The sequence below is a fragment of the Gillisia sp. CAL575 genome (assembly GCF_000403785.1).
Lineage (GTDB): Bacteria > Bacteroidota > Bacteroidia > Flavobacteriales > Flavobacteriaceae > Gillisia.
Genome location: NZ_APHJ01000025.1, coordinates 25,958 through 41,020, shown reverse-complemented (window position 1 = coordinate 41,020; position 15,063 = coordinate 25,958). Strand labels below are relative to the sequence as shown.

Genomic DNA, 15,063 nt, shown 5'->3' with positions numbered 1-15,063 from the left:
ATTCATGGTTTATAGATTCTTCAAAAATACATTTTTATTCGTTCTTATGCTTACAGTTTCCTGCGGAAGGAGTTCAGGGCAAATCAACTCAGAAAACACGGATAGTACTAAGGAAAAAGATTCCATTATTTCTGCTGAAACTAACTCGGCGAAATTAGTTCTTGGAGCCAATAACATGGAAGTTTACCTCCCGCTTCTAAAAAACAAAAAAATTGGAATTGTTGGAAATCAAAGTAGTTTGATCCTGAAAAATTCAACAGAAAATGAAAATTCAACTTACACTCACGTGGTTGATTCTTTGGTTTCTTTAAATCTCGATGTTTTACGAATTTTTTCGCCAGAACATGGTTTTCGTGGTACTGCAGATGCGGGAGAAACGATTAAAGACGGTAAAGATTTAAAAACCGGACTTCCAATTATTTCGCTTTACGGAGACAATAAAAAACCAAAGCCAGAGCAATTAAAGGATATTGATGTTCTAATTTTTGATCTCCAAGATGTAGGCGCCAGATTCTATACCTACATTTCATCTTTACACTATGTGATGGAAGCTAGTGCAGAAAATAATATTCAACTTATTATTCTGGATAGACCTAATCCTAATGGAGATTATATTGATGGCCCAATTTTAAATCCAGCTCATAGTAGTTTTGTAGGAATGCATCCAATTCCAGTGGTTCATGGATTAACCATGGGTGAATATGCAAAGATGATTAACGGCGAGAAATGGTTGAAAAATGGAATTCAGTGTGACCTACAAGTTATTAAAATGGAGAATTATACACATGATCTTAATTATGATCTTCCTGTAAAACCCTCACCAAATTTACCCAATTCCAAAGCTATTAATTTATACCCTAGTTTATGCTTTTTTGAAGGCACAAATGTGAATGCAGGAAGAGGAACCAACAAACAATTTCAAGTTTATGGTTCTCCTTTTTTAAACAAGGAAAGCTTTAACTACTCTTATACACCACAATCTTTAGATGGAGCTAAAAACCCGAAACATTTAGGAAAACTTTGTTATGGAGAAGACCTTAGCAATATTCATAGTCTTAATGAGATCAATTTAAAATGGCTCATTAACGCATATGAGAATACTGAAGATCAGAAAAATTTCTTTAATTCATTTTTCACGAAACTTGCTGGTGGCACAGAATTGCAAAAGCAAATTGAAACAGGAATGACATCAGAAGAAATTAAAGCTACCTGGCAAGAAGGTCTATCAACATTTAAAAACAAAAGAGAAAAGTATTTACTTTATAACTAATATTTAAAAAATGTCACGGATTTTCGAATGCTTTATTAAATCTTCACTCCTTTAAAAATTTAAAAAACTCCGCTCTATTTTAATTTGATCCTTCTCTTCATCTCCTCTACAATATTATAAGCGGCAGGGCATATAGCGGTATTATTTAAGGTAATGTTTGATATTTTATGAAAATCTTTTCTATCGGTATGTGGATATTCTCTGCAAGCTTTTGGACGTACTTCATAAATAGAACAATAATTATCTTCACCTAAGAAAGTACAGGGAACCTGTTGTAATACATGATCATTATCCTCATCTACCCTTAAGTAAGTTTCAATAAATTGAACTGGTTTTTGGCGGAAATGCTTTGCGATTCGTTCTATATCTTTATTGGTAAATAAAGGACCTGTTGTTTTACAACAATTAGCACAGCTAAGACAATCTGTGCGCTTAAACTCTTCTTCATGCAATTCTTGCATTTGTAAGTCCAAATGTTTTGGCGGCTTTTTACGCAGTTTTGCAAAGAACTTTTTATTCTCGTTATGCTTATCTTTGGCCTTTTTCGGGAGATCTTTCAAAATTTCTTCCATAAGCACAAAGATATGAAGAAGCAAGTAAGCAACAAGGCTGCAATAGATGTGTTTGGTAAGGCTATCTCAGCATATTATCAGCAGCAAGATGAAACCCCAATCTTGGTGCACTCTCCAGATTTTGATGATGATGAGATCTTAGTCCCATATTTATTTCGAAATTTCAAAGAGATGCCACCCTTAGAACAAGCTGCCTTAGAAAAGGCTTCAGGAAGAATTCTTGATGTTGGATGCGGCGCTGGAAGCCATGCTTTATTTCTTCAGAAAGACAAAAATTTAGAGGTCACCGCTATAGATATTTCTGAGGGTGCATTGGAAATTTGCAAAGCGCGAGGAATTAAGGACGCAAGGAAGATTGACTATTTCAATTTAGAAAATGAAAAATTTGACACTATTCTTTTATTAATGAATGGTACAGGAATTATTGGAAAATTGGAAAATCTAGATCGTTTTTTTCAACATTCAAAAAGCCTTCTTTCTAAGAATGGTCAGATTATAATTGACTCCTCAGACCTTAGTTATCTATTTGATCCAGATGAAGATGGTGGAATTTGGATAGATCCAGATGCTCCTTATTATGGAGAATTAGAGTTCAGTATTAGTTATAAAGGAGAACGATCTAGCGAATTTTCTTGGTTATACTTAGACTATAGCAGCTTAGCACTTGCTGCAGAAGGAAATAATTTTAGCTGTGAACTTTTAAAGAAAGGCGAACATTATGATTATTTGGCAATTTTAAAACCTTTATAGGCAGAAGCACGTAAATATTTGGAAGCCTTGTTATCTTAGTTAGGCTAATTATAATTAAATTTAAATAATTCTTTATTCAAAATATATCATGAAGATCCAAAAAATAGTACTGCCGATTATTGCTCTTCTTTTAATAGTTGCATGTTCCAAAGACTCAACAAATACAGATAACGAAACGCCACGGGTTGATAAAAGCGCAAATTTAAGATCTTTAGGAGCTTCTGCAAATGATCTTTTAAGCGATGCTAAATTCACCTCATTAACTATTGAGATAGTCTATGTGACAGGATTTAAGCCGACAGATGCTGCTATTAATAATTTAAAGCAATTCTTACAAAAACACACATATAAGCCAGATGGGGTGAATGTTAACATTCGAGCGGTAGCAAGCTCTAATTTAGCTCCTTTTTCTATTGAAGAAATTGCCAAATTAGAGGCAGATGAGCGTTCAATTTATAATGCGGGTGATGAAATCGCTGTATTTATTTATGTAGCTGATGGAAGCAATGAAAATGATGAAGATGGGAAAGTAGTATTGGGTTCTGCCTTTAGAAATACATCTGTAGTTCTCTACGGTAAAACTTTAGAGAAAATAGCAAGTAATTCTAGTTCTGTATCTAAAAGCGATGTAGAAACTGCTGTTCTTAATCATGAATTTGGTCATTTATTCGGGTTAGTAAATGTAGGATCACCTATGCAAGTAGACCATTTAGACCCAGAAAACGCTGCGCATTGCAATGTAAATGCCTGTTTAATGGCATCTAATATAGAATTTGGATCAAGTATTATAGACATGGTTGAAAATAGAATCCCAGAACTAGACGATCTTTGTGTGAACGACCTTGTTGCCAATGGTGGTAGATAATTAAGATTGCACGAACATCAAGAAATAATATATTAAGTAGTATTCTTTCCGAAATACTTATTTTAATAATTTCAATTCAGGATAACATCATTGTTATTATGAATTTCAAAATGTTGTTAGACTAAACCTTTCGAGGCTCAAAAATTGTCATCTAATTTATGACTCAAACAAGCCTTGTCTAACAAGCACTATACATTATCTGCAAATTGAATATTAGAAAATTAATACACTTTTTCTCCATTCACATATGTTTTTAATACCTTGATATTCGGAATTTCATTCTCATTCACTTCCATTATATTCTTATCGAGGATTATGAAATCGGCAAATTTACCTGTCTCAATACTTCCTTTTTCACCTTCCTCAAAATTGCTATACGCTGCCCAAATAGTCATTCCTTTCAAGGTTTCCTCTCTAGATAGTGCCTGTTCCATTCTATAACCAGCCTCTGGATAGTTTTTGAGATCTTTTCTAGCTGTAGAAGCATAAAATGTATAAAAAGGACTTACTTCTTCTACTGGAAAATCTGTTCCCAAGGCAATGATTTCAGCCTGATCTAGTAGTTTCTTAAAAGCATAGGCACCCTTAATTCTTTTGGCTCCTAGCCTATCTTCTGCCCAATACATATCACTGGTGGCATGAGTTGGCTGTACCGATGGTATTATGTTTTTGCTGAAGTATTTAAAGTCTGCGGAATCTATTACCTGAGCATGTTCTACTCTCCATCTTCGATCTTTCTTTCCCTTTAATAATTCATCATAAGTTTCGAGCACTAATCTGTTAGCAGAATCTCCGATGGCATGAGTATTCATTTGAAATTTGGAATCTGCTATTCTTTGTGCTGTTTTCTTAAACTCTGCCACTGGAGATAACAATGCACCATAATGTCCTTCAAGATCTGAATATGGTTCTTTCAAGGCAGCTCCTCTAGATCCTAATGCACCATCACCATAAAACTTCACAGAACGCACGTTTAATCTATCTGTTTTAACAGGCTCCTTTCCAAGGTAAAAATCGAGGTTTTCCTTTGTATTACTTACCATCGCATAGATACGAGTCTTTAAACTCCCAGCCTTTTGTAAACTGTCTATTAGCTGAATTGTTTTTTTATCTATTCCAGCATCCACCACAGTAGTTAATCCATAACTAAATGAGATTTTTTGAGCATCCATTAACGCCTGAATCTGCTCCTTTTTTGAAGGTTCTTCAACAGAATCGTAAACAAGACTCATAGGGTTATCTATTAGAATTCCTGTAAGCTTTCCATTCTTAACTTCAATAGCACCACCTTCAGCTTTAGTCTTTAAAGTAATTCCTGCCTTATCTAAAGCTGCTTGATTTACTAATAAAGCATGACCATCTATTCTGGTAATCGCAACGGGAGTATCAGGGAATAAACTATCTAATTTCTCCTTGGAAGGAAATTCCTTTACTTCCCAATCATTCTGATCCCAACCTCTACCAGTTATAAAATTCACATTTCGCTCTTTCTGAAATGCAATTATTCTATCCAAAACTTCATCAAAACTATTGGTTCCTGTTAAATCTACTTTTTGTTGCTGTAATCCCATTCTATAGAAATGAGCATGCGCATCTATTAGCCCAGGAAGAATAGTTTTCCCCTCTGCATCCAATTTTTCTTTAAAATCATATTTTTCCTGAAGTGCTTCAGCAGTTCCTGTTTCTAGAAATTTGCCGTCTATAACTACGAAAGCTTCAACCTTGGAAAAAGTGGAATCTACAGTATAAATATTTCCATTATAAACCAGCAGGTCCGCTTGCTTTTTTACTTCAGAATTACAAGAGATAAGAAGAATGAGCAAGATTCCTAAAAATGATAGTTTGTTAAGCATATTTAATATTTTTCATAAAAATAGCCAATGTGATTTAATTAAGCTCAATTTATAATGAAGGTTTCCGTAGAAATATCTTTTCAAACGAGCATATATTCCCAACTCATAAAATATAAATGCAAAAAAAGATCGAGATTAAAAATCCCGATCTTTTAAATTGTATGAATATGGGAGTTATCTTAAACCAACCGCTTCTAAAATAGCCTCTCTAATACTTGGGTTAGCGGCAGCTGCTAAAGCAATAGAAATAGTAAGCCCGATAATTGCATAAGCAAAATCTTTAAATATCATCTTACCGGCTTTCTTACGATGTTTCTTCCCTTTTTTAGTTCTTGCAAGGCTAATCGCGATCTCACGACCTCCAATAATACCTAAGAACAACCAGGTTGTACTCATAGGCACGGTGCTTATGAAAAGCTTATAGATAAGCAGAATAACATAGGTTAAATCTACTAGAGTAGCTGCACGAATATCGGAGATCCTAGATTTTTCACTTACAACTTTCTGTATTTTATCTCCTCGTAAATAAAACAGCAATCCAAGTCCGGCAAAAATGGTAGTTGCAAAGATTATAAACTGAGTAAGAGTTTGTTGTCTAGGTAAATACACAGCGATATTGGCACCGTCTTGCATAACCCAAACTGCCCATAAAGATCCACTTACAATCCACTGTGCAACACTCCATCCTTTATGGAACTTTCTGCTTTTAAAGAACGTCTTTATTAAATTATAGGAAAAATACCAAACGGCAAAAGATAAAATAAATGCCATAGCGTAACCCGACAAACTCTTCATCACTACAGATGTTATCCCTGATGTATCTGCACTAAATACAGATAATATTAGGAACGTAGTAGAAACAGGCATTCTTAATCTAGTAAGGATCAATAATACCAAAGGAGCTATAATCTGGAAAAAACTAAAATTTTCTGGATGAGGGTATTTTGTTGTTCCATCGGGTTTTAAAAGTCTTTGAAAGGTCACATCCCCATCAAAATAAACCCAGCTAAAGATAACTGTAGCTAGAAAAATCCCTCCAATATAAAGCCATAATACCCACCATCTCCTGGTTTTATTACTTTCTATAAAAGTACCTAAAGACTGGATACTATCATTTGCAACTGTTGCGTAAGCCGCAAAAAAGAAACCAAGCCACATTGCCGCTTGGCTGTTGCCGGTGAAGATTCCAGCTAAAACAATTCCAATAATTATTAGCGCTAAGAATGCCTTTTCCTGAATCATAAAATCCAAAATATTCAGATAAGGGCGGGATCTATCGCTTCTCTTAAACTTATTCATCTAGCTAGGGTATTTGTGTTTAATAGGATAAAATATTATTGAATGTGTTTTATTTTCTGCTTTATGGGGTTCAAAAATAAACTTTTTAAATTAATAAGGAATTATTAAATCGGACAAAGGTATAAATCGATAGTTCAAATGACTAACACCCTACATAATAACAAATTACAAAAATAAAAAAAGGGCTATTCTTAAAGAATAGCCCTTTTAATGTGATTAATTATCTGCTAATTATAATCGAATTTATAAGTTGCACCAGCCATTACCTGAATCCCTTGAACCGGAAAATTAGACCAACGTTGGTAGTTATCTCCTAATAAATTATTACCCTTTGCAAAAATAGAAAGTTGATCATTAAATCTATATCCAACATTTGCGTTTAAATCTGTAAATCCATCTAAAGTAATTGTTCTACCTCCTAATGCACCACCCTGGTTTATTATTTCTTCTCTATCTTTTCTTTCTCCTGTATAAAAGAAGTTAGCACCAGCAAACCATTTTTCATTTATCTGATAATCCATTAATAAAGATGCTTTCATTTCTGGCAAGTTCCATGCTTCAGATTCAAATTCAGAATTATAGCTGAAGAAAGAACCGTTTAATCCTAATTTAAAATCCCTATTCACATCTACATTGATCTCTCCAGAGAATGATAACGTATTTACATCATCGTATACAACTCCAAATGAATTTCCGTAGGCATAATCCTCTGAACTAGATGTATTACTCAAATTTGCCAGATATAATGCTTTATTGATTTCTGAAGTATATCCTCCTTTAAGATTATAACCAATGCTATTAGTGAGTTTACCTTTTGCACCCACATAGGCATCAAAAGATTTATCTGTAGGTGTGATATTTAAGGTTGGAGAAACGTATGGATTCTGTTGCGCATACTTATAATAAGTATTCTGAGTTAAACCTCCTTCTAATCCTGCATAAGGGATAAAATAGTCTCCAGCTAATCTATAGCTTGCAGTTACTTGTGGATAAATATAGAAACTATTATCGCTATTTTCTGTATCTAATCCATACACGAAAGATGCCCCTAAATTTAAGGTAAGATCATCCCTTAAAATCAATAAGCTTGGAGTAATCCCAAAGATCATTTGTGAATACTTCAACTCATTTGGATCGTTATATCCTTTATCGAATTTCCCGCTTAATACATCTGCAAAAACTTTCGTGCTTATTAATTCATCTGCAATGTTGACTTCAAAAGCTCCATCGGCTTTAAAATTATGTTCAGCAGAATCATAAGAATCTCCAAAATATCTATAGTTCGCCGAAGCCTTATTTAGGAATGAATCATACAATTCTAATTCTCCGCCAAGATTTCCTGAAAAATAATTTTGCTGAGGATCTATTGAGTTAATTCGTTCATTTGTCAATCTTGTTTGCTCAGGTAATCCATACCAATTGAACAATTGATGCTGCAATCCCAGCTCTGTATTCCAAGAACTATTCTTGTTTCTGGAACTGTAGTTCAAATTAAGTTCCGTGTCATAAAACTCATCATTCAATCTCACATCTTCTATTCCGCCTTGAGACGAATTATGAGTAAGGTACACGCCAAAATTATCGCTTTTACTAATTTCTAAATTGCTATAAAACTCAGCCAAAACATTAGAATAGGTACCAAATCCAAGCGTAATATAATTATCGTATAATTTTATTCTTTTATCCTTTTCAACTTTCGTTGCCCGTCCTTTTGAAGGTGTGAAGGTGGAAGCTACAGGCACAGAGAAAATACTGTATTTAATAGGTTTCTTTTCTAAACTTACAGAATCACCTAAAACCGGAGTTTCCTTAATTTTAAAAGCATCGTTCACAGATGGGGTATAAGGTTTCACAATGATCACCGTTTCGTTACCCAAAGGTTTATCCTGAGCCACTAAAATTCCGGTAAATAAAAATGACAATAAAAACAGACTTCTTTTAATTAAAGGGGTTTGCATATTGAGGTACTTAAATGTTAGTTTGATAATATTAATTTCTAGTGTCTACAGATGCGTTGGTTTTAGCTTCCATCGCTTTAATTTTACTCAGTTCAGTTTGTGCTTCCTTAACAACATCTGGATATTCCTTAAAATTCTTAATTACGTTATCCAAAATAAATGTGGCTTGGTAAGCATCTTTCAAAGCATAAAAATTCTTAGCCATCACTACTAATCCTTTTGCTCCATAGAATTTATAGCCAGAATAATCTTTTGCTAATTTCTGAACAGATTCATTAGAAGCTTTAAAGTTTGAAGCTTTATTTTTAAAATATGCATCATAATAAAGTGCTTCTGCAGCTAATTCTCCAGTTGCGATTTTAAGTACTTCAGCATAAGCATTTTTCGCCTTATTTTCATCTCCTGTACTAAATGCAGATCTGGCAATGATAACCTGTGCATCAGATTTCACGTTGTTTTCTATAGAAGAATTTTTAAGAACTTTTTCAGCATAAGAAACCGCTTTGCCATAATCTTTAAGTTCATAAAAAGATTTCATAAGATTAGACTGCGCGTAAATTACATTCTGATCAAAATCTGCTTCATTTTCTAATCGTTGAAGTAATGGCAAAGCATCTTGATAGTTCCTTTTCTCTAAGTAGATTTGAGATAATCTCGCCAAGGATTGCTCAGAAAACTCACTTCTTGGTTTGTTTACCACAAACTTGTAATTAGAAATAGATTTATCTTTTTGATCGTCTCTAAAATAAAGCTGAGCTAGATAGAAATTACTTTTTAAAGAATTTAACCCGTTTGGAAAAGTTTGAAGATATTTCTCGAATCCGGTTTTGGCAGCAGCTGTATTATTATTTAAGTATTGCTTTTCTGCAGCTTCAAAAGTAGTATTGTCAAGATCTGCATCTGTAACTTCAACAAAATCTACATTTCTTACCCAAGCAGCATATTCATCTGTCTTCCCAAGGTCTATATATATTAACCTGGCAGTTGTTACCGCTTGCAAGGATTCTGGTGTATTTGGAAAATCTGAAACTACTTTCTTAAAACGTTCCAAAGCCTTATTTGCCTGGTCTCCATTAAAATAAATAAGACCTTGCTTTAACATAGCCTGAGGCACAAAAGCACTTCCCGGCACATCACGAATTAATTTATTATAACTTTCAATTCCTTTTGCAGTATTATTCATAGCTACATAAGTATTCCCTAATTCGAACATCGCATCATCTCTATAAGAAGAGCGTGGATATTTATTTGCGAAACTACTTAACTCTTGAACCTTGTCTTCGTTTCTATTTACAAAACCATAACTAATAGCTTTTTGATAAGCCGCATAATCTGTATTTCCAAGATTCATGTCTATAGCCTTTGTATAAGCTTCCATTGCAGGCCAGTATTTACTGGTAACAAAATAGGTGTCTCCTAATCTAGTGTAAGCATCATTTCTTCTAGCCTTATCCTTTTCAGAATTATTGGCGTATCTATTAAAGAAATCTATCGCTTTTCCATATTCCTTTTGTTTAAAATATGCGTAGGCAATATTATAATCCAGATTATTTTTTTCAGCTAAACCTGCACTGCCACTCATAGAACTAAACTCCTGATAACCTCTTAATGCTTCCTGCATTCTATTAAGGTTGAAATCGCTCTCTGCTTTCCAAAAAACTGCTTTTGCAGAGATTTCCGGATTCACTCTGTTTTTTAATGCTTTTTCAAAATTGATACTTGCATTTCTATAATCGTCATTCTCATATAATTCAAGTCCGTAGAAATAAGCCACTTTTTGATAAGCTCCTTTATCGCTGAAATTTTTATTGGTTTCCAACAGTTCCATCGCTTTTTCGTAATTTTTAGAAGTGATGAAAGAATCTATTAGCAAAGTCTCCATTTCAGATTTTACTGATGTATTTGGATATTTATTTAAGTAATTGATGATCACTTCAGAAGGACTCATATAACTATTCCCAACCTCGTAACTCAATTTAGCATAATTTAAAAACGCATCCTCTTGCAATTTGGCATCAAAGTCCATCTCGCTTGCATTCTTAAAGGCATTAAGTGCTTCCTGTTTTTTACCCGAACTCAAATAAGACTGTGCCAAATGATAATACGCATTTTGAGCAATACTGTTATCGCCATCAATAATTTTATTGAATTCTGAAATTGCACTTTCATAATCACCTTGCTTGTAATAAGCATAGCCCAATTGGTAATAATCTGTATTCGTCCATTTTCCACGTAGCCCTTTATATTCTTTTAAATAAGGAATGGCTTCTGCATATTTCTCAAGGTTGAAGTAACTTTCTCCAATAATTTTATTAAGCTGAGAGATCTCTCCTCTATCTGCGGTTGGCAGTTGTTCTAACCCTAAAGCGATCGCTTTTTCGAAATTTCCAAGTTTAAAATTCATATCACTCTGGAAATAAGAAAGGTTTTCAGAATATCTGTCTTCTCCTTTTACTTCTTCAAATAGTGTATTAGCCTGCTCATAATCATCACCTTCATAAGCCATATATCCTAAGTAATACTTGGCTTGAGAACCATATTCCTTAGAATCACGAACTTTATTTAAGTAAGTCGCCGCTTCTTCAAAATTATTAGAAGCGAAATAAGCGTAACCATTGTTAAAATAGTAGCGTTCCTTATCTGCCCTGCTCATTCCTTTCTCATCCACCTTATCATACCATTTCCTGGCATAAGAATATTTCGCGGTTTGAAAGTAATAATCTGCAACGTCTATAAATGCGGTATTTCTTTTTGTAGAAGTTGGATAACGCTCTACGAAATCTTCCATTAATTTATCTGCTCCAGGTTGTCCAAGTCTTACGGCAGCATTTGCAATGTAATAAGCACAGTCTGAAACTATTTTTTCGTCTTCGGCTTCATCTTTCACTTCATCAAACAAAGTTTGGGCTGGTAAAAACTGCTCATTATTATAAAGTTCTAAGGCTTTATTGAACTTTACCAGATCGTTTGTATTAATTGCAGATTGCTGTGCAAATAGGGAAGAAAAAAATAAGAAGAAACCAACAAAAAGGGATGCGGAATATCGTGTCATTAATTTTTTTTTAGGTTGATGAATCAAAGATACTTAAACACTTATTTCATAACGCAACATCGATGTGATAATTATGTTAATATGAAAAAAAGTGTTTTGACGCTTTCTTAAAACTGTATATTTACCAATAATTTTAACCTACATAACCACAATCATACCATATGTCTAACATTGTCCTAGAATTAAAAAATGCAGCAATCTATCAGCGAGAGAGTTTAATTTTATCTGAAGTAGATGTAACCATTCACAAAGGGGATTTTGTATATCTAATTGGGAAGACGGGAACGGGGAAAAGTAGTTTTATGAAGACGCTATATGGCGATCTTCCACTTACAGAGGGTGAAGGTAGTATTGTAGATTATAATCTTCGCACTTTAAAAGAAAAGGACATCCCGTTTCTTAGAAGAAAATTAGGAGTTGTATTTCAGGACTTTAAGTTGCTTAATGATAGAAATATTCGTGAGAATCTAAATTTTGTTTTGAAAGCTACAGGCTGGAAGGAAAAACAATCTATGGAACGCAGAATAGATGAGGTTTTAGATAAGGTAGGAATGAAAACCAAAGGTTTTAAATTCCCTTATCAACTATCTGGAGGAGAACAACAGAGAATTGCTATTGCCCGTGCTCTTTTAAATGATCCTGAATTAATTCTTGCAGATGAACCTACAGGAAACTTAGATCCACAAACCTCTGTAGAAGTTATGGAAGTATTACAGGAAATAAGCAAGAATGGAAATACCTTTTTAATGGCTACCCATGATTACGCCTTATTACTGAAGTATCCTTCCAAAACATTAAAGTGTGATGGAGAACGTGTTTTTGAGGTGGTACAGAAGTCATTGTAAAATCCGCCAAGCCGAACTTTTTTCAACTTCTATTTATTTCTTATATCCTGAAATTAATCCTGGATGACAAATGTTTCAGTGTCATTTCGAATGAGCTTTTTTTTTGCGATTGAGAAATCTCAATGAAACTATATTTTTTTAGAGATTCCTCCTTTGTCGGAATGACAAAAGTATAAATGTCATTCTGAAATAAACGAAGTGGATTGAAGAATCTCAGTTAATAAGAAATCCCTCTCCCGATAGCGATGGTAACTGAATAAAAATACTAGTCAATTCAATATACAAGAATAATTACAGCAATCTATGGAAATTAAAAAAACAGGTTTCACTTTAATTGGTGTGTCCCTGATAATACTATTAGGTGTTATTCTAAAATTCTACCCTAACTATAACTGGGTATTTTATCTCATCGTATTTTTAATTATTGCTATCATCGTTGCTACAATTATTGTCATTCAGAAGTATAACAAATCCAAATAAAAGTTTTTAATTGAATGCTTGAAGAATTTCTGATAACAAAGAATTCTTACTTTTCCAAGATCCTGAAATAAATTCAGGATGACGCACTATAATAAAATCCTTCGGCAAATTAAGGATGACATTCCTCTAAAAATTCTATAAAACAAAAAATCCCGAACTTTTCAGTTCGGGATTTTAATATAAACACTTTTCAGTATTAGTTTATTTTATTTCTCTTACGCTCATTTTCTGAAAGATAGATCTTACGTAAACGAATATGTTTTGGAGTAACCTCTACATACTCATCTTTCTGAATGTATTCTAAAGCTTCTTCTAAAGAGAATTTTATTGCCGGAACAATTTTCGCCTTATCATCTGCTCCAGAAGAACGTACGTTAGACATTTTCTTAGTCTTAGTAATATTCACAGCCATATCATCCTGACGAGAATTCTCACCAATAACCTGACCTTCATAGATATCTTCTCCTGGATCTACAAAGAACTTACCTCTATCTTGTAATTTATCAATAGAATAAGGAATTGCTTTTCCTCTTTCCATAGAAACTAAAGATCCATTCTGACGCTCTGGAATACCACCTTTTAACGGCTGGTATTCTTTAAAACGGTGAGACATAATTGCTTCACCTGCAGTTGCAGTAAGCAAGTTGTTTCTTAAACCAATAATTCCACGAGATGGGATCATGAATTGGATAGTCATACGGTCACCTTTAGCTTCCATACTTGTCATCTCTCCTTTTCTCATAGATACCATTTCCACAGCTTTCCCAGAAACAACTTCCGGAAGATCTATAGTCATTTCTTCTACTGGTTCACATTTAACACCATCAATTTCTTTGATAATAACTTGTGGCTGACCAATTTGAAGTTCATAACCTTCTCTTCTCATTGTTTCAATAAGAACAGACAAGTGAAGTACTCCACGACCAAATACCATAAATTTATCGGCACTATCTGTAGGTTCAACTTTTAATGCAAGGTTCTTTTCAAGTTCCTTAGCCAAACGTTCTCTAATATGTCTAGATGTTACAAATTTACCGTCTTGTCCAAAGAATGGAGAATCGTTAATTGTAAAAAGCATACTCATGGTAGGCTCATCTATCGCGATCGTTTTTAACCCTTCAGGATTTTCAAGATCGGCAACAGTATCACCAATTTCAAATCCTTCAAGTCCAACAATAGCACAAATATCTCCTGCCTCAACTTCGTCTATCTTTCTTCTTCCTAAACCTTCAAAAGTATGAAGCTCCTTAATCTTGGTTTTCTTGATGCTTCCATCACGCTTAACCAAAGATACAGACATACCTTCTTTTAACTTTCCTCTTTGTAATCTTCCAATTGCAATTCGTCCTGTAAAAGATGAAAAATCTAAAGAAGTGATCAACATTTGAGTTGTTCCTTCTTCAATTACTGGAGATTTAATATGTTCTAAAACCATATCTAACAATGGTTCGATATTATCAGTTTGATCTTTCCAATCGTCACTCATCCAGTTGTTCTTAGCAGAACCGTAAACTGTTGGAAAATCTAGTTGCCATTCTTCAGCTCCTAATTCAAACATCAAGTCGAAAACTTTCTCATGAACTTCATCTGGAGTACAGTTCTCTTTATCAACTTTATTAATAACAACACAAGGCTTAAGACCTAGGTCGATCGCTTTCTGAAGTACAAATCTCGTTTGTGGCATTGGCCCTTCAAAAGCATCTACTAATAGAAGAACTCCATCTGCCATATTTAATACTCGCTCTACCTCTCCACCAAAATCGGCGTGACCAGGAGTATCAATAATATTAATTTTTGTGTCTTTGTATACTACAGAAACGTTTTTAGAAGTAATTGTAATACCACGTTCTCTTTCGAGATCATTGTTATCTAAGATAAGATCGCCAGTATTTTCGTTATCACGAAAAAGTTGACAATGGTACATAATTTTATCAACCAGGGTAGTTTTCCCGTGATCAACGTGTGCGATAATCGCAATATTTTTAGTAGCTTTCATAATAAACGCCTCATTTTTAAGGCTGCAAAGGTACTCCTATTTTTATCGAAAATACTATAGTTAACAAATATTCTTAAATTAAAAGGCAATATACTAATATTCTAATCTGCTGCTTTTTAGAAA

General features: G+C 33.9%; 10 protein-coding genes. 4 read left to right on the top strand and 6 right to left on the bottom strand.

Annotated elements, in window-relative coordinates; translation table 11 throughout:
* The first annotated feature begins 4 nt into the window (after positions 1-4).
* Complete coding sequence (locus tag I130_RS08100; protein ID WP_034921380.1) at positions 5-1,270, top strand: exo-beta-N-acetylmuramidase NamZ domain-containing protein; 1,266 nt, start codon at positions 5-7, stop codon at positions 1,268-1,270.
* Between the two features lie 74 nt (positions 1,271-1,344).
* On the opposite strand, the gene I130_RS08095 is transcribed toward I130_RS08100, so the two are convergent.
* Positions 1,345-1,842 (bottom strand): YkgJ family cysteine cluster protein, encoded by a 498-nt coding sequence (locus I130_RS08095; RefSeq protein ID WP_034921377.1) that lies wholly within the window; start codon positions 1,840-1,842, stop codon positions 1,345-1,347.
* Positions 1,843-1,854: 12 nt separating this feature from the next.
* Between I130_RS08095 and I130_RS08090 the strand changes: the two genes are divergently transcribed.
* Positions 1,855-2,592, top strand: a complete 738-nt coding sequence (locus I130_RS08090; RefSeq protein ID WP_034921373.1) for a class I SAM-dependent methyltransferase — start codon at positions 1,855-1,857, stop codon at positions 2,590-2,592.
* A gap of 88 nt (positions 2,593-2,680) precedes the next feature.
* The gene (locus tag I130_RS08085; protein ID WP_034921369.1) at positions 2,681-3,457 is read left to right on the top strand and encodes a hypothetical protein; all 777 of its coding nucleotides are present in this window, start codon (positions 2,681-2,683) and stop codon (positions 3,455-3,457) included.
* Between the two features lie 221 nt (positions 3,458-3,678).
* Here I130_RS08085 and I130_RS08080 read toward each other — a convergent pair whose 3' ends face one another.
* The 4 genes from I130_RS08080 to I130_RS08065 form a co-directional block, all read right to left on the bottom strand.
* Positions 3,679-5,310, bottom strand: coding sequence for an amidohydrolase (locus tag I130_RS08080; RefSeq protein ID WP_034921365.1), 1,632 nt, complete (start codon positions 5,308-5,310; stop codon positions 3,679-3,681).
* 174 nt (positions 5,311-5,484) lie between these two features.
* Positions 5,485-6,609, bottom strand: a complete 1,125-nt coding sequence (locus tag I130_RS08075) for a hypothetical protein (RefSeq protein ID WP_034921362.1) — start codon at positions 6,607-6,609, stop codon at positions 5,485-5,487.
* A 227-nt stretch (positions 6,610-6,836) separates the two neighbouring features.
* Positions 6,837-8,567 (bottom strand): TonB-dependent receptor domain-containing protein, encoded by a 1,731-nt coding sequence (locus I130_RS08070; protein ID WP_034921360.1) that lies wholly within the window; start codon positions 8,565-8,567, stop codon positions 6,837-6,839.
* 31 nt (positions 8,568-8,598) lie between these two features.
* On the bottom strand, positions 8,599-11,619 hold the full coding sequence (locus I130_RS08065) for a tetratricopeptide repeat protein (protein WP_034921358.1): 3,021 nt from the start codon (positions 11,617-11,619) through the stop codon (positions 8,599-8,601).
* 161 nt (positions 11,620-11,780) lie between these two features.
* On the opposite strand from I130_RS08065, the gene I130_RS08060 reads away from it, so the two are divergent.
* Positions 11,781-12,464: a cell division ATP-binding protein FtsE gene (locus I130_RS08060; RefSeq protein ID WP_034921356.1), complete on the top strand. Its 684-nt coding sequence runs from the start codon at positions 11,781-11,783 to the stop codon at positions 12,462-12,464.
* Positions 12,465-13,140: 676 nt separating this feature from the next.
* Here I130_RS08060 and typA read toward each other — a convergent pair.
* Positions 13,141-14,940: a translational GTPase TypA gene (gene typA, locus I130_RS08055; RefSeq protein WP_034921353.1), complete on the bottom strand. Its 1,800-nt coding sequence runs from the start codon at positions 14,938-14,940 to the stop codon at positions 13,141-13,143.
* Positions 14,941-15,063 lie beyond the last annotated feature (123 nt).